The 20,631-nt window shown below is 67.5% G+C and carries 15 protein-coding genes and 1 tRNA gene; 6 read left to right on the top strand and 10 right to left on the bottom strand.

The annotated features are described in order from the left end of the window. Positions 1 to 50: 50 nt before the first annotated feature. The 7 genes from clpX to cysG all read right to left on the bottom strand — a co-directional run bounded on the left by clpX (position 51) and on the right by cysG (position 7,206). Positions 51 to 1,343 carry an ATP-dependent Clp protease ATP-binding subunit ClpX gene (clpX, locus tag UU7_RS03165; RefSeq protein WP_007805279.1) on the bottom strand — a complete coding sequence of 431 codons (1,293 nt, stop codon included), beginning with the start codon at positions 1,341 to 1,343 and terminating at the stop codon, positions 51 to 53. A gap of 109 nt (positions 1,344 to 1,452) precedes the next feature. After that, complete coding sequence (gene clpP / locus UU7_RS03160) at positions 1,453 to 2,082, bottom strand: ATP-dependent Clp endopeptidase proteolytic subunit ClpP (RefSeq protein WP_007805278.1); 630 nt, start codon at positions 2,080 to 2,082, stop codon at positions 1,453 to 1,455. Positions 2,083 to 2,143: 61 nt separating this feature from the next. Further along, complete coding sequence (gene tig / locus UU7_RS03155) at positions 2,144 to 3,436, bottom strand: trigger factor (RefSeq protein WP_007805276.1); 1,293 nt, start codon at positions 3,434 to 3,436, stop codon at positions 2,144 to 2,146. 90 nt (positions 3,437 to 3,526) lie between these two features. Next, positions 3,527 to 3,611, bottom strand: a tRNA-Leu gene (locus UU7_RS03150). Between the two features lie 331 nt (positions 3,612 to 3,942). Then, on the bottom strand, positions 3,943 to 4,560 hold the full coding sequence (gstA, locus tag UU7_RS03145; protein WP_007805274.1) for a glutathione transferase GstA: 618 nt from the start codon (positions 4,558 to 4,560) through the stop codon (positions 3,943 to 3,945). Positions 4,561 to 4,733: 173 nt separating this feature from the next. After that, entirely contained in the window at positions 4,734 to 5,675 is a 942-nt protein-coding gene (gene cysK, locus UU7_RS03140; protein ID WP_007805273.1) for a cysteine synthase A, read from the bottom strand. 61 nt (positions 5,676 to 5,736) lie between these two features. Then, positions 5,737 to 7,206, bottom strand: coding sequence for a siroheme synthase CysG (cysG, locus tag UU7_RS03135; protein ID WP_007805271.1), 1,470 nt, complete (start codon positions 7,204 to 7,206; stop codon positions 5,737 to 5,739). Between the two features lie 307 nt (positions 7,207 to 7,513). Here cysG and UU7_RS03130 point away from each other — a divergent pair, with 307 nt between their 5' ends. After that, a complete protein-coding gene (locus UU7_RS03130) occupies positions 7,514 to 8,503 on the top strand; it encodes a LysR substrate-binding domain-containing protein (RefSeq protein ID WP_007805269.1) in 990 nt (329 codons plus the stop codon). A 144-nt stretch (positions 8,504 to 8,647) separates the two neighbouring features. Here UU7_RS03130 and UU7_RS03125 read toward each other — a convergent pair whose 3' ends face one another. From UU7_RS03125 to UU7_RS03115, 3 genes are read right to left on the bottom strand one after another with little or no spacing between them, the layout of a single operon-like run. Further along, entirely contained in the window at positions 8,648 to 9,370 is a 723-nt protein-coding gene (locus UU7_RS03125) for a phosphoadenylyl-sulfate reductase (protein ID WP_007805267.1), read from the bottom strand. Continuing rightward, positions 9,367 to 11,082 (bottom strand): assimilatory sulfite reductase (NADPH) hemoprotein subunit, encoded by a 1,716-nt coding sequence (cysI, locus tag UU7_RS03120; RefSeq protein ID WP_083845911.1) that lies wholly within the window; start codon positions 11,080 to 11,082, stop codon positions 9,367 to 9,369. Before cysI ends, UU7_RS03125 begins: the two co-directional genes overlap by 4 nt. Positions 11,083 to 11,127: 45 nt before the next feature. Next, complete coding sequence (locus UU7_RS03115) at positions 11,128 to 12,987, bottom strand: assimilatory sulfite reductase (NADPH) flavoprotein subunit (RefSeq protein ID WP_007805263.1); 1,860 nt, start codon at positions 12,985 to 12,987, stop codon at positions 11,128 to 11,130. A 159-nt stretch (positions 12,988 to 13,146) separates the two neighbouring features. Between UU7_RS03115 and UU7_RS03110 the strand changes: the two genes are divergently transcribed. The 5 genes from UU7_RS03110 (at position 13,147) to odhB (ending at position 20,526) form a co-directional block, all read left to right on the top strand. Beyond that, positions 13,147 to 13,899, top strand: coding sequence for a sulfite exporter TauE/SafE family protein (locus UU7_RS03110; protein ID WP_007805261.1), 753 nt, complete (start codon positions 13,147 to 13,149; stop codon positions 13,897 to 13,899). Positions 13,900 to 13,929: 30 nt separating this feature from the next. Then, positions 13,930 to 15,126 carry a cupin domain-containing protein gene (locus UU7_RS03105; RefSeq protein ID WP_007805258.1) on the top strand — a complete coding sequence of 399 codons (1,197 nt, stop codon included), beginning with the start codon at positions 13,930 to 13,932 and terminating at the stop codon, positions 15,124 to 15,126. 10 nt (positions 15,127 to 15,136) lie between these two features. Further along, on the top strand, positions 15,137 to 16,087 hold the full coding sequence (locus UU7_RS03100; protein WP_007805256.1) for a GNAT family N-acetyltransferase: 951 nt from the start codon (positions 15,137 to 15,139) through the stop codon (positions 16,085 to 16,087). A gap of 312 nt (positions 16,088 to 16,399) precedes the next feature. Continuing rightward, positions 16,400 to 19,240, top strand: a complete 2,841-nt coding sequence (locus UU7_RS03095) for a 2-oxoglutarate dehydrogenase E1 component (RefSeq protein WP_007805255.1) — start codon at positions 16,400 to 16,402, stop codon at positions 19,238 to 19,240. Between the two features lie 83 nt (positions 19,241 to 19,323). Then, on the top strand, positions 19,324 to 20,526 hold the full coding sequence (gene odhB / locus UU7_RS03090; protein WP_007805254.1) for a 2-oxoglutarate dehydrogenase complex dihydrolipoyllysine-residue succinyltransferase: 1,203 nt from the start codon (positions 19,324 to 19,326) through the stop codon (positions 20,524 to 20,526). Positions 20,527 to 20,631 lie beyond the last annotated feature (105 nt).

Here is a 20,631-nt window from a genome sequence, read left to right as displayed (position 1 = left end):
GGCCCCGGGAAGATCCACCGGAGCCGTCGTCGATGCAGTGGCGCGAAAAGTCAGGCGGCGTCGCCACCCTCGCCCGCCACGCGTTGCTGCAGGTTGCCGCGGTAGATCAGGTAGGGCTCGGCCTGCCCCTCGATCACGGCGTCGTCCACCACCACCTTGCTGACGTGCTCCAGCGAGGGCAGCTCGTACATCGTGTCCAGCAACACCTGTTCCAGGATGGTGCGCAAGCCGCGGGCGCCGGTCTTGCGCTTGAGCGCCTTGCGGGCAATCGCCTGCAGTGCCTCGGGGCGGAACTCGAGCTCCACCTCTTCCATCTCGAACAGCTTCCTGAACTGCTTGGTCACCGCGTTCTTCGGCTCGGTGAGGATCTTCACCAGCGCCGCCTCGTCCAGCTCGTCCAGCGTGGCCACCACGGGCAGGCGTCCGACGAACTCCGGGATCAGGCCGAAGCGCACCAGATCGGCCGGTTCGACTTCGGCCAGCACCTTGCCGAGGTTCTCGGTGCGCTCCTTGGAGCGCACTTCGGCGGAAAAACCGATGCCGGTGGTCTCGGAGCGCTGCTGGATGACCTTGTCCAGGCCGGAGAACGCGCCACCGCAGATGAACAGGATGTTCTTGGTGTCGACCTGCAGGAATTCCTGCTGCGGATGCTTGCGGCCACCCTGCGGCGGCACCGAGGCGAGAGTGCCCTCGATCAGCTTCAGCAACGCCTGCTGCACGCCTTCGCCCGACACGTCACGAGTGATCGACGGGTTCTCGCTCTTGCGCGAAATCTTGTCGATCTCGTCGATGTAGACAATGCCCGACTGCGCCTTCTCGACGTCGTAGTCGCACTTCTGCAGCAGCTTCTGGATGATGTTCTCGACATCCTCGCCCACGTAGCCGGCTTCGGTCAGCGTGGTGGCGTCGGCGATCGTGAACGGCACGTTGAGCAGGCGCGCCAGCGTTTCGGCAAGCAGCGTCTTGCCCGAGCCGGTCGGACCGATCAGCAGGATGTTGGACTTGCCCAGCTCGATGTCGTCGCTCTTCTGGCGCGATTCGATCCGCTTGTAATGGTTGTACACCGCAACGGCCAGCGCCTTCTTGGCGCGGCTCTGGCCGACCACGTACTGATCCAGCGATTCGCGGATCTCGCGCGGCTTCGGCAACTGGGTCCGGCCCGAAGCGGCCTTCTCTTCCAGTTCCTCGCGGATGATGTCGTTGCAGAGCTCGACGCATTCGTCGCAGATGAACACGGACGGGCCCGCGATCAGCTTGCGCACTTCATGCTGGCTCTTGCCACAGAAAGAGCAATAGAGAATCTTGCCGCTGTCGCTGGATCGCCCCTGACGGTCGTCACTCATACTCTCGGTCCCGCTGGTAAATCTGGATGCGCCGCGAGAATAACACAGGGCTCCGCGTCTGCCTGCAGACGCGGAGCCCCTCTCGTGACCGTGGTGTGGAAACCGGAACTCAGGCCGATTTCACCGTTTCGCCAGCGCGCTTGTCGAGCACCTCGTCGATCAGGCCATACGCCTTCGCATCCACCGCGTTCATGAAGCGGTCGCGCTCCATGTCCAGCTCGATCTTCTCGAGCGGCTGGCCGGTGTGTTCGACGTACAGCTTGTTCAGACGCTCGCGGATGTAAAGGATCTCGCGGGCCTGGATCTCGATGTCGGTGGCCTGACCCTGCGCGCCGCCGGAAGGCTGGTGGATCATGATGCGCGAATTCGGCAGCGCGAAACGCTTGCCCTTGGCGCCGGCCATCAGCAGGAACGAGCCCATGCTGCAGGCCTGGCCGATGCACATAGTGCTGACGTTCGGCTTGATGAACTGCATCGTGTCGTAGATCGCCAGACCGGCGGTGACGGCACCGCCCGGGCTGTTGATGTAGAAGTTGATGTCCTTGTCCGGATTTTCCGATTCCAGGAACAGCATCTGCGCCACGATCAGGTTCGCGACCTGGTCGTTGACCTCGCCCACCAGGAAGATCACGCGCTCTTTCAGCAGGCGCGAATAGATGTCGTAGGAGCGCTCGCCACGAGCGGTCTGCTCGACGACCATCGGGACCAAATTGAGGTTCTGGATTGTATCCATGGCCATGTCTGCAGCTCTCCGTTGATGAGCCCGGGGGTTGCCCGGGCCGGTTTTCCAGCCTGGTTGCTCAGGCGCTGACTGGACGCATCACCTCGTCGAACGTGAGATCCAGCTGGGTGGTCGTGGCGTGTTCCGCCACCCACTCCGCCACCTGGTCTTCCATCACGCGATTCTGCAGCCCGGACATCAACTGGGGGTCGCCGTTGTACAGTTCAATGACCTTTTCCGGTTCTTCATAGGTCGAGGCAATCGCAGCCAGCTGCTCGGCCACGCGCTTGCGATCGATCCTGATCTCCTGCTTGCGGGCGATTTCGCCCATCAGCAGACCGGCAATCACCCGCTGGCGAGCCACCGGCATGGCGGCCTCGATCAGCTGCGGCGGCGGCTGCTGGCCCTGTGGCACGCTGCCGGCGGCCATGTTGCGCGCCTCGGACTGCACCATCAGCTTCGGCACGTCCAGATCGGCGTGGGTCACCGCCAGCTTCTCGGCCACTTCCGACTTCAGACGGCCCATCAGCGCGGCCTTCAGTTCGCGCTCCAGGTTCGCCCGCACTTCCTTGCGGAAGGTCTCCAGATCGCCGTCGGCAATGCCGAACAGCTTGGCGAATTCGGCGTCGATCTCGGGCAGCTTCGGTTCCTGCACCTTGATGATGCTGAAGCTGACCTTGGCATTCTTCCCGGCCAGCTGCTCGTTGCGGAAGTCTTCCGGGAACAGCACGTCGGTCTCGAAGCTTTCACCGCTCTTGCGGCCGGTCAGCGCTTCGTCCAGCGCCTTGAACAGGGTGCCCGAGCCGAGCACGCTGCCGGCGCGTTCCTGGCCTTCGGCGGGGAAACGGTAGTCGTCCACGCTGGCGGAATACTCGAACATCACGAAGTCGCCATCGGCCGAGGCGCGATCGACTTCATCGAAGCTGCGACGCTGCTGGCGCAGGGTCTCCAGCATCTTGTCGATGTCCGCGTCGCTGACCTCGGCCACGGGGCGCTTGATCTCGAGCGCGGCCACGTCGACCTGGGGGAACTCCGGCATGATCTCGAAGGTGGCGGTGTAGGCGATCTCGCCGTTTTCCGGCTTGCCCGTGGTGTCGATCGACGGGTTCGCGATCGGCTGCAGCTTTTCCTGCTGCACGGCTTCACGCAGCGTGCTGCCGATCAGGTCGGACAGAACCTCGCCACGAACCTGGTCGCCGAAGCGCTGCTTGATCACCGTGGTGGGCACCTTGCCCGGACGGAAGCCCTTCAGGCGAACCGTGCGACCCATTTCCGCGATGCGTGCGCTGACCTGCGTCTCAAACCGCTCCGCCGGAAATTTCACCGTGAGCTTGCGCTCGAGCGAGCCGATGTTCTCAACCGAAACCTGCATGACGTCTCCTGGTACTACCTGAATGTTGTGGGCCCGCACCGGCGCCATGGCGGCTGTGTCGCCCGGAAATCAAGGGAAATCAACGGGGCATGGTGCGAAAGGGGGGACTCGAACCCCCACGGGGTTAACCGCCAGAACCTAAATCTGGTGCGTCTACCAATTCCGCCACTCTCGCCTTGCCACCCTTGTCAAACGACCCTAACCAACTGATATGCAAAGCCAATGCGAGCCGCCTTCGCGGCCCGCCGTCGCCCCCAGATCAACCGGCGTGATCGCCTAAGTCGATGATTACCTTATACGAAAGCGGACCATTTTACGGTTGCGTCGTGCGGTAGCACAAGCCATCGCCGGCAATTGGCGCCACCCGTCGGCAAGCGCCCGATGATCGCCGGATTCGCCGCGCATGGACCGCTGCCCCTGCATGCGTGCTGCGGGAGTCCGGCCGGACGATGCCGCATGCAAAAGGCCGGCACCTCGCGGTGCCGGCCCTTGCGGACGTTGCCCGGTTACGCCGACTTCCTGAGCAGACCCTCGGCCTCCATCGCCGCCTGTACCATCGGCCGCGCCGCTACCCGTTGCTGGAACGCGGTCAGCGACTCGAACTCCGACAGATCCAGATCCACATGCCTGGCCCAGTTGGTCACGGTGAACAGATAGGCGTCGGCGGCGGTGAATTGCCCGCCAAGCAGCCACTCCTGCTTCGCCAGCACGGCATCGAGCGTTGCGTAACGCTTGCGCAGGTACTCCTTGCGTTCCTGCCGTACTGGCTCGGGCGTGGCCGGGCTGAACAGCGGGCTGTAGGTCTTGTGCAGCTCGGAGTTGATGTAACCGAGCATCTCCTGCAGGTGGTAGCGGGGCAGCGTACCGTTGGCCGGCGCCAGTCCGCTGGCCGGGTTCCGGTCGGCCAGATACTGCACGATCGCCGGACCTTCGGTCAGCACTTCGCCGTCGTCCAGCTGCAGCGTCGGCACATAGCCTTTCGGGTTGACCTGCAGGAAGTCGTCGCCGCTCTCGGTGCGCTTGGTCTTGCCGTCGACCCTGACCAGTTGCAGTGGCAGGCCGGCTTCCAGTGCCACGATGTGCGGCGAGAGCGAGCAGGCGCCAGGCATGTAATACAGCTTCATCCGGTTTCTCCATGGGGGACACGAGGGCGTCGCGCAGCCCGGGGAGCGACCGCGCGACGGACCTTCATGTTAGTCGCCATGATCACTGCTGGATACGACGTCACCACCGGCCTGTCCCGCACGCGGCAGCACCGCACCAAGGAACCTGCGATCCCGTATGACCGGGCGGGCGATCACTCGACCTCGTCCGAACCCTCGTTGACACCCTCGAACAGGAAGGTCGACAGGTAGCGCTCGCCGGTATCGGGCAGCATCGCCAGCAGCACCGAACCTTCCGGCGCATCCTTCGCCACTTCCAGCGCAGCGGCCAGCGTGGCGCCCGAGGAAATGCCGGCAAAGATGCCTTCGCGCCGGGCCAGTTCGCGGGAGGTGTCGCGTGCCAGCACGTCGTCGATCAGCACGATGCGATCCACCACCTGCGGATTCAGCACCCCCGGCACGAAGTCCGGGGTCCAGCCCTGGATCTTGTGCGGCTGCCATTCCTTGCCCGACAGCAGGGCAGCCACGGTCGGCTCGGTGGCGACCACCTGCACGTCCGGGCGCGCCACCTTCAGCACTTCGCCCACACCGGTCAGCGTGCCGCCGGTTCCCCAGCCGCTGACGAAGTAGTCCAGCCGGCGCCCGGCGAAGTCACGCAGGATTTCCGGAGCCGTGGTCTGCCGGTGGTAGGCCGGATTGGCGGGGTTCTCGAACTGGTTGGTGAAGAACCAGCCGTGCTTCTGCGCCAGCTCCAGCGCCTTTTCGACCATGCCGGTGCCCCGTGCAGCCGCGGGCGTCAGCACCACCTTGCCGCCGTAGGCGCGGATCAGCTTGCGCCGCTCGATCGAGAACGTCTCGGCCATCACCGCCACGAACGGATAGCCACGGGCCGCGCAGATCGCGGCTAGCGCCACGCCGGTATTGCCCGAAGTGGCCTCGACCACCGTCTGCCCCGGCTTCAGCACGCCGCGCTGTTCGGCGTCCAGGATGATCGCCAGCGCCAGTCGATCCTTGACCGACCCGGCCGGATTGAAGGCCTCCACCTTCACATGGAGTTCGACGTGTTTTGGCGCCAGCCGATGGAGACGGACGATTGGCGTATTGCCGATGGTGTCGAGAATGCTGTTGTGGATCATGGGAAGACTCCTGAAGACACGAAAGTCGACCGGCATCATGCGCCCGTCGCGACAAAAATGTTCATCCGGCGCGATGCAGCGCGGCCAGCACGTCGGGCGTCGGCGGCGGGCGCTCCTGTGCGCGGAAGGCATGCACCGTGGCTCCCAGCGGCGGCTGGCCGAACCAGGCCAGCGAAGGCGCCAGCGCCGCCACCTCGCCCAAGAGCAGCAAGGCCGGCGAACGTACCGCATGGAACGCGGCGCGCTCGACCAGGTTGCCCAGGGTGCCGGTGACCACGCGCTGCTCCGGGCGCGAGCCATTCTCGATCAGCGCGAAAGGCGTGGCAGACGCCCGGCCGTGGGCGAGCAGGCCCGCCTGCAGCGCGCCCAGTTCGGCCACGCCCATGTACACCGCCAGGGTCTGTCGTTCCTGGGCCAGCAGCGCCCAGTCCGGGGACTGGTCCGGCGACTGGCCATGCGCGGTGACCAGGCACACCGACTGCGCGTGATGGCGGTGGGTCAGCGGCACGCCCGCGTAGGCCGCGCAGGCCACGGCGGCGGTGATGCCGGGCACGACTTCATAGGGAACGGCGTGAGCGCGCAGGAACTCCAGCTCCTCGCCGCCGCGACCGAACACGAAGGGGTCGCCGCCCTTCAGCCGCACCACCCGCCGCCCCGCCCGCGCATGCTGCAGCAGCAGGTCGTGGATGGCGTCCTGGCTGGTGTGATGATGGCCTGCCTGCTTGCCGACCTCGATCCGCTCGGCGTCGCGCCGGGCCAGTTCCAGCACCTCGGCGCTGACCAGCCGGTCGTGCAGGATCACGTCCGCCTCGTTCAGCGCCCGCAGCGCCCGCAAGGTCAACAGGCCCGGATCACCGGGACCGGCGCCCACCAGCACCACCGAACCGGTCGGGGCCTCGGGCGGCGCCAGCAGCGTGACTTCCACCGCCTGGCGGGCGGCTTCCGGCCGGCCCTGCCGCAGCAGGCCCGCCACCGGACCGGTGAACAGGTTCTCGTAGAAGCGTCGGCGCGCAGCCATGTCCGGGTGCCGTGCCCGGATGCGCTTGCGCAAGCCGGCCGCCAGCGTGGCCAGCGCGCCCAGCGAGTGATCCAGCAAGCCCTCCAGCCGCTCGCGCACCAGTCGGGCCAGCATCGGTGCCTCGCCGCCGCTGGAGATGGCGATGGTCAGCGGCGACCGGTCGACCACGGCCGGCACGTGAAAACTCGACAGGGCTGCGTCGTCCACCACGTTGACGAAGATCCGACGCAGCTCGGCAAAGGTCGCGATCAGGCGGTTCAGCTCGACATCCGGGGTCGCCGCCACCACCAGCCAGACCCGATCCAGCCAGCTCTCGCGGAACGATTCATGGCGATGGGCCACGCGGCCATCGGCCACCCACCGCCGCAGCTGCGGCGTCAGCGTGGGCGCGTTCACCGTGACCTGCGCCTGCGCACCGAGCAGGGCGGCCACCTTGCGTTCGGCCACCGGGCCACCACCGACCACCAGCACGGCGCGGCGGGACAGATCGGCGAACAGGGGATACAACTTCATGCGATGCGCCCGGTGCAGGTATGACGATGCGACCACGCTATCCGGGCGCCCGCGGCGACCACAAATGATTTGCGCCACCGCGCATATGCCGCCACGGCATGTTGCCGAAAACTTGACCAATCCACCAAATGGACGTATAGACGTCTGATCATGAAATCACGTCACGGCCACGCATCCACTGTAGCCCCGTCCCCGGTGGCGGCCCGCGGCCTCGTGCCCACCCTGACCAAGCCGGCTGTCACGCGATGTATCCGTGTTTCGTTCGCGCCTCGCCTCCACGATCCCGACCGTACACGAGAACTTCGCCATGACCCTGACCCAACTGCGCTACCTGGTAGCCATCGCCGACTCCGGCCTCAACATCACCCTGGCCGCGGAACGCGTGCACGCCACCCAGCCCGGCCTGAGCAAGCAGCTGCGGCAGCTTGAGGACGAGCTGGGTTTCCAGCTGTTCGTGCGCAAGGGCAAGAGCCTGGACACGGTGACCCATGCCGGCCGGCAGGTGCTGGAGCGGGCGCGCACGATCCTGGCCGAAGCGGCCAACATCCGCTCGATCGCCGCCAACCTGCGCAACGAGTCGCACGGCGAGCTGCGCATCGCCACCACCCACACCCAGGCCCGCTTCGCCCTGCCCGCCGCGATCGGCACGCTCAGCCAGAGCTATCCGCGGGTCAGCGTGCACCTGCAGCCGGGCCGCGACAGCGAGGTACTGGCGCAACTGGAAGCCGGCCGGGTCGATCTGGCGGTGATCAGTACGGCCGGTGCGCCACCCGGCAGCGGCATCGCGCTGCCGGCCTATCGCTGGCATCGGGTGATCCTTGCACCGCGGGAGCATCCGCTGGCCACCAGCGGCCAGCCGCCTTCGCTGGACGCCCTGGCGAAACTCCCGCTGGTCAGCTACGACTCTTCCGTCAAGGCCGACTCCTCGCTGCGCCGAGCCTTCGAGGCGCACCAACTGCAGCCGCATGTCGCGATGACCGCCGGCGATGCCGACCTGATCAAGACCTACGTGCGCACCGGGCTAGGCATCGGCGTGCTGGCCGAGATGGCGATGCTGCCGGCCGACACCGACCTGGCCGTGCTGCCGGCCGATCACCTGTTTCCGCAATGCACGACCTGGATCGTGCTGCGTCGCGAGAGCGTGCTGCGCGAGTACGTGCTGGAGTTCGTCACGCAGTTCGCGCCGCATCTCGACCGCCGCGACGTGGCGCGGGTGCTGGCCGGCGACGCCGCCGCCTGCGAATGGACCGGGGTGCCGCACTGGCGGGAGCGCCGGCAGGCCGCGCTCGCCGCCTGAGCCTGGCCGGCGGGCAGCGCCCGCCGCGCAGGATAGCAACCTCCAGCGCGGTGGCGAGTTGCATCTCGATGAAGTCGCCATGCGCCTCGGCGAGGGTCGACCGGCCCGCGCCGGACGGACCGGTGCAAGGCGACGTCGGCTGGCTTAGCCGAGGCCGTGCAGTCCGCACTCGCGCTTGAGTCCGAAGAAGCGGGTGTCCTCGGCGTCCATGCCGGGCTCCCAGCGCTGGCTGGTGTGGGTATCGCCGATGGAGACGTAGCCGCGTTGCCACAGCGGGTGGTAGGGCAGCTGGTGGCGCGCCAGGTACTGGCCGATGTCGCGGTCGCTCCAGTCCGCCAAAGGGTGGAACTTCCAGCGGCCCTGGCGATGCTCGACGAAGTCGATCGCCTGGCGGCTGCGCGACTGCCCCCGGCGCAGGCCGGCAAACCAGCCGGTCGCGCCCAGTTCGGCCAGCGCCCGCTGCATCGGCTCGACCTTGCGCAAGCGGTTGTACTGGTCCAGTCCGGGCACGCCCTGCTCCCACAGCCGCCCGTGGCGCGCCTCCATCCAGGCCGGACTGAGCGGCGCGCGATAGACCTTGAGGTTCAGCGCGAGCCGTTCGGTCAACTCGTCGACGAAGCGGTAGGTCTCGGGAAACAGGTAGCCGGTATCGATCAGCACCACCGGCAGGCGGGCGCGCTGGCGGGTCAGCAGATGCAGCGACACCGCTGCCTGTGCGCCGAAGCTGGACGACAGCACGTGTTCGCCCGGAATGTTTTCGAACACCCAGGCCACGCGCTGCTCGGCGTCGAGCGTGGCGAACCGCGCATTCAGTTCTGCCAATGCCTGCGGCTCGGGCGAGACGACTGCGGCGAGCACCGCACTCATGCCAGCACCGCCAGCGGAATATGCCGTGGCTTTGCCGTAGCCACGATACCGACGCGCAGCAGGAAATCGCCGAAACCCTCGCCCTCGCCGCGTTCATCCGCGTAGCGCGCAAACAGCGGATCGAGCGCATCGAGGATCGTCGCCTCGTCGATGTTCTCCCGATACACCTGGTTCAGGCGCTGTCCGCTGAAGTCGGCACCCAGCCGCAGGTCGTAGCGACCCGGCCCGCGCCCGACCAGGGCGATCTCGCCCAGGTAAGGGCGCGAACAACCGTTGGGGCAGCCGGACAGACGCAGCAGGATCGGCGCGTCAGCAAGGCCGTGGCGGGCCAGCAGCGACTCCAGCTTCGGCAGCAGCGCCGGCAGGTAGCGTTCGCTCTCGGCCATCGCCAGGCCGCAGGTGGGCAAGGCCACGCAGGCGATCGCGTGGCGGCGGATGCCGCTCTGCGCACGGTACTCGCCGAGGCCGTGCGCGTGCACGATCGCATCGATGCGCGCGCGCTCGGCGGCCGGCACGCTGGCGACGATCACGTTCTGGTTGCAGGTCAGGCGGAAATCGCCCGCGTGTACCTTCGCCAGTTCGCGCAGGCCGCTGAGCCAGCGCCGATCGCCGGTATCGGCGAGGCGGCCGGACTCGATGTGCAAGGTGAGATGCCAGCGGCCATCGTGCCCCTCGACCCAGCCGTAGCGGTCGCCGTTGTGCTCGAAGCGATGCTCGCGTGGCGGAGCCAGCGCATAACCCAGCCGCGATGCCAGTTCCGCCGTGAACGTGTCCAGGCCTCGCCGGTCCAGCGTGTATTTCAGTCGTGCATGCTTGCGCTCGGCGCGGTCGCCCCAGTCACGCTGCACGCCGATCACCGCCTCGGCCACCTCGAACAACTGCTCCGGCGCGACGAAGCCGATCACGCTGGCCAGCCGCGGATAGGTGCTGGCGTCGCCGTGGGTGGCGCCCATGCCGCCGCCGATGGCGATGTTGAAGCCGCGCAACACGCCGTGCTCGATGATCGCGATCAGGCCCAGGTCCTGGGCAAACACGTCGATGTCGTTGAGCGGCGGGATCGCCAGGCCGATCTTGAACTTGCGCGGCAGATAGGTCGCGCCGTACAGCGGCTCGACCTCCGCCGCGCCGGCCAGCTGCTCGCCGTCCAGCCAGATCTCGTGATACGCCCGCGTCTTCGGGGCCAGCTCGGCAGACAGCCGCGTAGCCCAGGCGTACGCCTCGGCGTGTGCGGCGGACTCGACCGGGTTGGCCGTGCTGACCACGTTGCGCACCACGTCGCCGCAGGCGGCGATGGTGCTGGCCAGCGTGTCATGAATCGCGGCGATGGTCGGCTTCAGCTGGCGCTTGATGATGCCGTGCCACTGGAAGGTCTGCCGCGTGGTGATGCGCAGTGAGCCACTGGCGTAGTCACGGGCGATGCGATCGAACACCAGCCACTGCGCCGGCGTCACCACGCCGCCGGGAAGGCGCGCGCGCAACATGAAGGCGTAGGCCGGCTCCAGCTTCTGCCGCCGACGCTCCTCGCGCAGATCGCGGTCATCCTGCTGGTAGCTGCCGTGGAATTTCAGCAGCTTGGTGTCGTCATCGCTGATCGCGCCGGTGACCGGATCGGCCAGACCCTCGGCGATGCCGCCGCGCAAGAGGCGGCTGTCAGCCTTGATTTTTTCGAGATGGGAGAGCATCGGAGCGTTCTTTATCTGAAGTGCGGCCATGGCCGGCCGTGTCCTGACTCAAGCTTCCAGGGACGGGCGCATCAACTAGTAGACGTCGCGGGCGTAGCGACCCTGCTGCAGCAGTTCGCCGAGCCAGGCCTCGGCGGAATCGGTGGAATGACCGCCGTGGGCCACGGCCACGTCGATCAGGGCGGCGTGCACGTCGCGCGCCATGTGTTTCGCGTCGCCGCAGACGTAGAGGTGTGCACCGCCATCGAGCCAGGCGTACAGGTCGGCGCCGCGTTGGCGCAGACGATCCTGCACATAGGTTTTTGTCTGCCGCGAGTTCCTCGCAACGCCCCGCGCATCCCCGTGCGGACTTTCAGAAAGGGCGCCATCCCGCGAGAACGCCAGGTCGAGCCGGTGCAGCGAGCCGTCCTTCAGCGCCTGCTGCCACTCCACCTGGTAGAGGAAATCGCTGGCAAAATGGCGGTTGCCGAAGAACAGCCAGTTGCGGCCACTGCCGGCACGCTCGCGGCGTTCCTGCAAGAAGGCGCGGAACGGGGCCACGCCGGTACCGGGGCCGATCATGATGATGTCGCGCGCGTCGTCGGCCGGCAGCCGGAAGCGCTCGTTCGGTTCGACGAAGACCTCCAGCCGGGCATCCTCCCCGCTGGCGGCCAGCAGGCTGGAGGCTGCGCCCCAGTGGGCATGACCATCGGCTTCGTATTCCACCACCGCCACGGTCAGGTGCACCTCCTCGCCCACGGCCGCCGGGCTGGAGGCGATCGAGTACAGCCGCGGCGCCAGCGGACGCAATGCCGCCAGCAGGGCTTCGGGTTGCCAGGTCGCGGGATGGCGACGCAGCAGGTCGATCGGCTGGTGGTCGGCCAGCACCGCGGCCAACCGGGCCGCGTTTTCCGGCTGCAGCAGCCCGGCCAGTTCGGCGTGCCCGCCGGCAGCGGCCAGTGCCGCAATGAAGCCGCGATGCAGGCGGGTGAGTTCGCAATCGCGCTCCAGCCATTGCCGCAACGGCTGACGGCGATGCTTCCAGCTCACTTCGCCTGCGCCATCGAGCTGCAGGAGGTCGAGCCATTGCGCGACCAGCGCCGGCGGATTGCGCGGCCACACGCCCAGTGCATCACCGGGCTGGTAGCGCAGGCCGGAACCTTCCAGCGACAACTCCAGGTGGCGGATGTCGCGGGTGCTGTCCCGGCTGACGATGCGCTGGTTGGCCAGCACCACCGCGCTGAACGGTTGTTCGCGGGAATGCGCGCCGGCTGGCGCCACCACATGCAGCGGCGTCACCCGCCCGGGCGCGGCGACCTGCCTGAGCAGGTCCCGGGCGCGCTCCACCACCAGCTCCGACCAGGGTTCGGCGACCAGCTCGAACTCCAGGTCGGCTTCGCCGAAGGGATGCAGACGACTGGCGCCCAGCGCTGCCAGCCGCTCGTCCAGCTGGCGCCCGATCGTGCAGAACTGCGGATAGCTGGAGTCGCCCAGCCCCAGCACCGCGAACTGCAGCGCCGGCAATTTCGGCGCCCGCTTGCCGGTGATGAACTCGAACAGGCCACGCGTATCATCCGGCGGCTCGCCGTCGCCCTGGGTGCTGACCACCACCAGCAAATGACGCTCCTGCGCCAGTTCGCGTTGCGGGTAGGCGTCGGCGCGCAGCAGCCGCACCGGCAGGCCCAGCGCCTCGCTGCGACTGGCCAGCGCGGTGGCGATGCGGCGGGCGTTGCCGGTCTGGCTGCCGTAGAGGATGGTCAGCCGCTCGCCCGCCTGCGCCGCCGGGACGGGCGCCGCCGCGCCATGGCGCTGGAGCTGCCCTGCCTGCGCAGCGGCCCAGGCGGCCACCCAGTACAGCTGGGCCGCGCCCAGTCCATCCAGGCCCCTGGCCAGCAGGGCAAGCCTGTCCGCAGGCGGCTCGGCGTTGGCAATATTTCTCGCGGCGACTGAGTTCACGACAATCCTGTTTGGACGTCCATACGTCTGGACATCCAAAGTATCGACTCAACGCATGGCCGTGAAAGGATGCCTTGCCATGTGCATATGCCGACGCCTTATTTCCGCGTCTGACGGCCGCCGCCAATACTTCGCCGACCCGCCAGGCGCCACGGACACATGCCAGCATTCTCCGAATTCATCACCTTTGCCGCGGTGGGCGCGCTGGCCCAGCTGATCGACGGCGCCCTGGGCATGGCCTACGGCATCACGGCGGCAAGCATGCTGCTGGGCCTCGGCCTGCCACCCGTGGCGGCCAGCGCCAGCGTGCATTACGCGGAGACCTTCACCTGCGGCGCCTCCGGCCTCAGTCATCTGGTCGCTGGCAACGTGCGGCGAAGGCTGTTCTGGGCCCTGGCGATGCCGGGCGTGGCTGGCGCGGTGATCGGCGCGCTGGTGCTGAGCCACGTGCCCGCGGCATGGATGCGGATGGCGCTGACGCCGTACCTGCTCGGCATGGGCCTGTGCCTGCTGCTGCGCGGCAGGCGAGCACCCGGCGAGCACGATGACCGCGTTCCGTCGGCGACGCGACCGCTCGGCCTGGTCGCGGGCTTTGCCGACGCCGTCGCCGGCGGCGGCTGGAGCGCGATCACGGTGACCGCGCTGGTTGCCCGGGGCGCCACCCCGCGCATGGTGATCGGCACCGTGCACCTGGCCAAGTGCGCGGTCAGCGCCGCCGCCAGCGTCAGCTTCCTGCTGCATGTCGGCGCCAGCCATGGCGTCGCCGTGCTCGGGCTGATCGTGGGCGGCGTCGTCGCCGCGCCGCTGGGCGCCGCCCTCACCCGGCGACTGCCGCCGCGGGCGGCGACCCTGCTGGCGGCCACCGCCGTGCTGGGACTGGGACTGCATGGGGTGGCTCAGGCCCTGCGCTGATCCGCCCCCGGCCGCGGCTACAATGGCGGCATGACCAAACTCCATGCTTTCCCCATCGAAGTCCGCGGCTCGGCCCGGCAGCCACTGGGCATGTCCCCCGCCCGCTTCCTGCGCGATTACTGGCAGAAGCGCCCGCTGCTGATCCGCCAGGCGTTCCCCGATTTCCAGCCGCCGCTGCAGCCGGACGATCTGGCCGGCCTGGCCTGCGAGCCTGCCGCCCTGGCCCGGTTGATCGTGCATGACGAAAAGCGCGATCAATGGCACGTCCATCCCGGCCCGCTCGGCGAAGCGGATTTCGCGAACACTCCCGACAGCAACTGGACGTTGCTGGTGCAGGATGTCGACAAGTGGGACGCCGACGTGGCCGGCCTGCTGCAGCACTTCAGCTTCCTGCCCAGTTGGCGGATGGACGACGTGATGGTGTCCTACGCCGAGCCGGGCGGCGGCGTCGGCGCGCATGTCGACCAGTACGACGTGTTCCTGATCCAGGGGCTGGGCCAACGCCACTGGGCGATCAGCGATGATCCGCTGGCACCGAAGGCCTTTCGTCCGGACGTGGAACTGAAACAGCTGGCGCAGTTCGAACCGACCCACGAATGGCTGCTCGATGCCGGCGACATCCTGTATCTGCCGCCGGGCGTGCCGCACGACGGCGTGGCGTTCGGCGGTCCATGCATGACTTTCTCGGTGGGCATGCGCGCGCCGTCGCAGGCGGAGCTGACCGGCGACTTGGCCGACTACATCGCCGAACAGTTGCCGGACGAGCTGCGCTATGCCGACCCGGACCTGAAACCGGCCAGGGCCACCGGCGAGATCGACCGCGCCGCGCTGGAGCGCCTGAAGAGCACGCTGCCGTTCGCCGCGGCCCTGCGCGACGACCTGCTGCACGACTGGTTCGGCCGTTTCATCACGCGCTACCGCAACGCGCAGGTGCCGGCGCCATTGGACAAGCCGTTGAGCGTCGAGGCCTTCCGCAAACAGCTCGACGGCGGTGCGCAACTACTGCGTCACCCGTGGTCGCGGCTGGCCTGGCATCGCGACAAGTCGAGCTGCACGCTGTATGTCAGCGGCGCCGCCTATCCGGCCACGCTGGCGCTGGCGCTGGCATTGTGCGAGCAGCGCAGCTACACCCCCGCCAGGAAGATCGGCGCCGCCGAACGCCAGCTGTTGCTGGCGCTGGTCAACGATGGTCACCTGATCCTGCGCAAATCCCGCCAACGCCGCTGAGCACGCACCGATGAAACTGCAGGACTTCCACATCGAGATCGCCGACTGGTCGAACCCCGAACAGCAAGCCGCCCTGCTCGACCTGCGCGAAACCGTGTTCATCCACGAACAGGGCGTGCCCGAGCAGCGCGAGCGCGACGGACTCGATGGGGATTGCTGGCACCTGCTGGCGCGCGACGAGCATGGCCAGCCGATCGGCTGCGGCCGACTCACCCCGCAGCACAAGATCGGTCGCATGGCCGTGCTGCGTGACTGGCGCGGGCGCGGCGTCGGCCAGGCGCTGCTGCGCGAGATGATTTCCCGGGCGCGCAGCCAGGGCTGGCCGGAAGTGAAGCTCGACGCCCAGGTCAGCGCCCGGGGTTTCTACGAGCGCGAAGGCTTCGTTGCTTTCGGCCAGACGTTCGATGACGCCGGCCTGCCCCATCAGGCGATGCAGCTGGCCCTGCCCGCGGCGGAACAGGTGTCCACGCCACTGGCTGACAGCGGCGCGCTCGCAGCCGGCACGCGGGGCGACACGGCGGCGACGCGCCTGCAGTTGCTGGCCGATGCCCGCCATCGGCTGGACATCCATCTGCCACTGCTGGACAGCGATGCCTACGCCAGCCCGGACGAACTGGCCGAGTTGCGACGCATCGCGATCTCCGGCCGTGGCGCGCAGATCCGCATCCTGCTGCACGACCCGGCCGCCGCGCTGCGCGGTGACCATCGATTGATCGCCCTGGCGCAACGCCTGCCCAGCGCGATCCAGATCCGCAAGCCGGTCGATGACGTCGACCTGGCCTATCTCGCGGCCTATCTGCTCAACGATGCCGGCGGCTACCTGTTCCTGCCCGAGGCCGCGCGCCCCCAGGGCCGCGCGGCCCGCCACGACCGCGCCAGCCAGGCGCCGCTGCAGCAGCACTTCGACGAGGTGTGGGAGCGCTCGGTACGGGCCAGCGAGCTGCAGTCGCTGAATATCTGAGCGAACTGACGCGGGCGGACTGAACCGCAGCTGGCCGGGGAGGCGCCCTGGGCCACCAGCCGAAATGCGGTGCAAACCGCATGAAACAGCTGACCACGCCGAGACCGGGCTACGACCTTGGTCGGACAGGCGCCTGCGCGGGCCGTTCGAGGCCGCCTGCAGCTTGCCGCGTCGCAGCACCCAAAGGCTATAATCATGGGGATTCTCCCCAGTCATCCGTATCAGCGGCCTGTCGGGCTTGAAAACCGACCGGTAACCGCGACTTCAACGTGACACGGATGAGCTCAAGCATCCCTTCCTGCCGGTGGTGACGTGACTACAAACCTGATCAGCGAGTTCTTCGAATCTTCCCAACTCGCAGGCGGCAACGCCGATTACGTCGAATCGCTGTATGACGCCTGGCTGGCCGACGCCTCGTCGGTCCCCGCCGAATGGGCCACGTATTTCTCCTCGTTCAAGGGTCGCGAGTCCGGCGACGTCTCCCACACGGCGGCCATCGCCCGCATCGAAGCGGCGCAGAAGCAGCACCACAACGGCGCCACGGCCGCGCCGGTCAGCGATGAACACGCGCGCAAGCAGGCCGGCGTGCTGCGCCTGCTCACCGCCTACCGTTCACGCGGCCATCTTGCCGCCGACCTCGATCCGCTCGGCCTGACCGAGAAGATGACGGCCCCCGACCTGGGCCTGGCCTTCCACGGGCTGTCCGATGCCGACCTCGACACCGAATTCGACACCGGCAACTACGCCGGCGGCGGCCTGCGCCTGAAGCTGCGCGACCTGCTGGCCCGCCTGCAGAAGACCTACGCCAGCACGATCGGCGCCGAGTTCATGCACATCAGCAACCACGAGCAGCGCAACTGGATCTACAGCCGGCTGGAGCAGGCTGCCGGCCAGAGCGGCCTGGACAAGGCCGGCCAGCAGCGCGTGCTGGACGGCCTCACCGCCGCCGAGGGCCTGGAGCGTTACCTCCACACGAAATACGTGGGTCAGAAACGCTTCTCGCTGGAAGGCGGCGACAGCCTGATCCCGATGCTCGACGACGTGGTACGCGAAGCCGGCGACAACGGCATCAAGGAACTGGTCATCGGCATGGCCCATCGCGGCCGCCTCAACGTGCTGGTCAACATCCTCGGCAAGCCGCCAAAGACCCTGTTCGACGAGTTCGAGGGCAAGTTCGACCACCCCGACGACCCGGCCCACTCGGGCGACGTGAAGTACCACATGGGCTTCTCCGCCGACGTCAAGACGCCCAAGGGCGGCGTGCACGTGGCGCTGGCGTTCAACCCGTCGCACCTGGAGATCGTCAACCCGGTGGTGACCGGTTCGGTGCACGCGCGCCAGACCCGTCGTCGCGACACCGCGCACACCCAGTCGATGGCCGTGCTGATCCACGGCGACGCCGCGTTCGCCGGCCAGGGCGTGAACATGGAACTGCTGAACATGTCGCAGGCCCGTGGTTTCCGCATCGGCGGCAGCCTGCACATCGTGATCAACAACCAGGTCGGCTTCACCACCTCCAATCCGCAGGACGCGCGCTCCACCATGTACTGCACCGACCTGGCCAAGATGGTCAACGCACCGGTGCTGCACGTGAACGGCGACGACCCGGAAGCGGTGATCCTGGTGACCCGCCTCGCCTACGATTTCCGCAAGCAGTTCCGCCGCGACGTGGTGATCGACCTGGTCTGCTACCGTCGCCACGGCCACAACGAGGCCGACGAACCGGCCGCGACGCAGCCGGTGATGTACCAGATCATCCGCAAGCGCCCGACCACGCGCGACCTCTACCAGCAGCAGCTGGTCAAGCAGGGCGTGCTGGCCGACGGCGAGGCGCAGAAGCAGTTCGAAGCCTATCGCGCACGACTGGAAGCGGGCGCGCCGATGACCGACCTCGACCCGTCGCCCGTCCGCGACGGCCACGTCGACTGGGCGAAGTTCATCGGTGGCAAGCTGTCGACCCCGGTCGACACCGGCGTGCCCCGGCAGAAGCTGCAGGAACTCTCCAGCAAGATCCTCACCCTGCCCGCCGACCTCACCCTGCAGGCGCGCGTGGCGAAGATCTACGACGACCGCCGCAAGATGGCCGCCGGCGAGCAGCCGGCCGACTGGGGCTTCGCCGAAAATCTCGCCTACGCCACCCTGGTCGATGCCGGCTACGACATGCGCCTGGTCGGCCAGGATTCCGGCCGCGGCACGTTCTTCCACCGCCATGCGGTGCTGCATGACCAGAAGGACGGCCATACCTACATGCCGCTGGCCAACGTGCGCGCCAGCGCCGACGTCGAGGTGATCGACTCGCTGCTCAGCGAAGAAGCGGTGATGGCGTTCGAGTACGGCCACTCCACCACCGACCCGGACACGCTGAACATCTGGGAAGGCCAGTTCGGCGATTTCGCCAACGGCGCCCAGGTGGTGATCGACCAGTTCATCAGCTCCGGCGAAGCGAAGTGGAACCGCCTGTGCGGCCTGGCACTGTTCCTGCCGCACGGCTATGAGGGCCAGGGCCCGGAACACTCCTCCGCGCGTCTGGAGCGCTTCCTGCAGCTTTGCGCGTTCGACAACATGCAGGTCTGCGTGCCGACCACGCCGGCGCAGGATTTCCACATGATCCGCCGGCAGATGCTGCGCCCGGTGCGCAAGCCGCTGATCGTGATGACCCCGAAATCGCTGCTGCGCCACAAGCTGGCGGTGTCCACCTTGGACGAGCTGGCCAACGGCAGCTTCCAGCTGGTGATCGGCGAGCATCGCGAGCTGGCCGCGAAGAAGGTCAAGCGCGTGGTGCTGTGCTCGGGCAAGGTCTACTACGACCTGCTGGAAGAAGCCGAGAAGCGCGAACTGAAGGACGTGGCGATCGTGCGCGTCGAGCAGCTGTATCCGTTCCCGCGTGTCGAGGTCACCGCCGAACTGGACAAGTATCCTTCCGCCAAGGAAGTGATCTGGTGCCAGGAAGAGCCGATGAACCAGGGCGCGTGGTTCCAGATCCGCCATCACCTGCAGGCCTGCACCGGCGTCAAGCACAGCCTGTCGTACGCCGGTCGCGCCCGTTCGCCGGCACCGGCGGCTGGCCACCACAACACCCACGTCGCCGAACAGTCCGCCCTGGTCGAACAGGCGCTGGTCGCGCCGGTCGGCACCGACCACTCCGCGGAATAAGCAGTCTTCCCGAACAGTGCGGCCAGGATGGCCGCTTCTTGATCTTCGCGATCTTGGACGAGCGCACCAACTCAAGGATTCACATGTCCATCGAACTCAAAGTCCCCGTCCTGCCCGAGTCCGTCTCCGACGCCACCATTGCCACCTGGCACAAGAAGGCCGGCGACGCGGTGAAGCGCGACGAGAACCTGGTCGACCTCGAAACCGACAAGGTGGTGCTGGAAGTGCCCTCGCCGGTTGACGGCGTGCTGAAGGAAATCCGTCACGACGTCGGCGACACGGTGAACAGCGAGCAGGTCATTGCGATCATCGAGGAAGGCGCCGCAGCCGCCGCGCCGGCCCCGGCTGCCGCGACTCCTGCTGCTGCTCCGGCGCCCGCTGCCGCGGCGCCTGCCCCCGCCGCGTCGAAGGCCGCCGCCGAGCTTTCGCCCGCCGCGCAGCGCGTCGCCACCGAGAACAAGGTCGACACCTCCGCCATTCCGGGCACCGGCCGCGACGGCCGCATCATCAAGGAAGACGTGGTCAACGCCGGCTCGCGTCCTGCCGCGGCTCCCGCCGTGCCGGCGGCGAAGCCGACCCCGGGCTCGCGTCCGGAAGAGCGCGTGCCGATGACCCGCATGCGCGCACGCATCGCCGAGCGCCTGATGCAGTCGAAGAACTCGATCGCCATGCTGACCTCGTTCAACGAGGTGAACCTGAGCGAAGTGTCGAAGATGCGCAAGACGCTGGGCGAGGCGTTCCAGAAGGAACACGGCATCAAGCTCGGCTTCATGAGCTTCTTCGTCAAGGCGGCCGCCGAAGCGCTGAAGCGCTACCCGTTCGTCAACGCCTCGGTCGACGGCAACGACGTGATCTACCACGGCTACCAGGACATCTCGATCGCCGTGTCCACCGACAAGGGCCTGGTGACGCCGGTGCTGCGCGACGTGCAGGACATGAGCTTCGCCGACGTCGAAAAGGGCATCGCCGACTACGCAGTCAAGGCGCGCGCCAACAAGCTGTCGCTGGACGACCTGCAGGGCGGCACGTTCACCATCACCAATGGCGGCACCTTCGGCTCGCTGCTGTCCACCCCGATCGTCAATCCGCCGCAGAGCGCGATCCTCGGCATGCACACGATCAAGGAACGCGCCATCGTCGAGAACGGCCAGATCATTGCCGCCCCGATGATGTACATCGCGCTCAGCTACGACCACCGCATCATCGACGGCAAGGACGCGGTGCTGTTCCTGGTCGACATCAAGAACCAGCTGGAGAATCCGCAAAGGATGTTGCTGGGCCTTTGATCGCGATGCGATCAAAGGCCGGGAATGGAGAATCGGGAATCGTCAAAGCGAAGCCCGCCCTGCTCCAACGATTCCCGATTCCCGATTCCCTATTCCCCTGAGTGA

It is taken from the genome of Rhodanobacter spathiphylli B39, from assembly GCF_000264295.1.
GTDB classification, from domain to species: domain Bacteria; phylum Pseudomonadota; class Gammaproteobacteria; order Xanthomonadales; family Rhodanobacteraceae; genus Rhodanobacter; species Rhodanobacter spathiphylli.
Note: the sequence above shows the minus strand (reverse complement) of the source record. Positions and strands in the feature narration are given on the sequence as shown.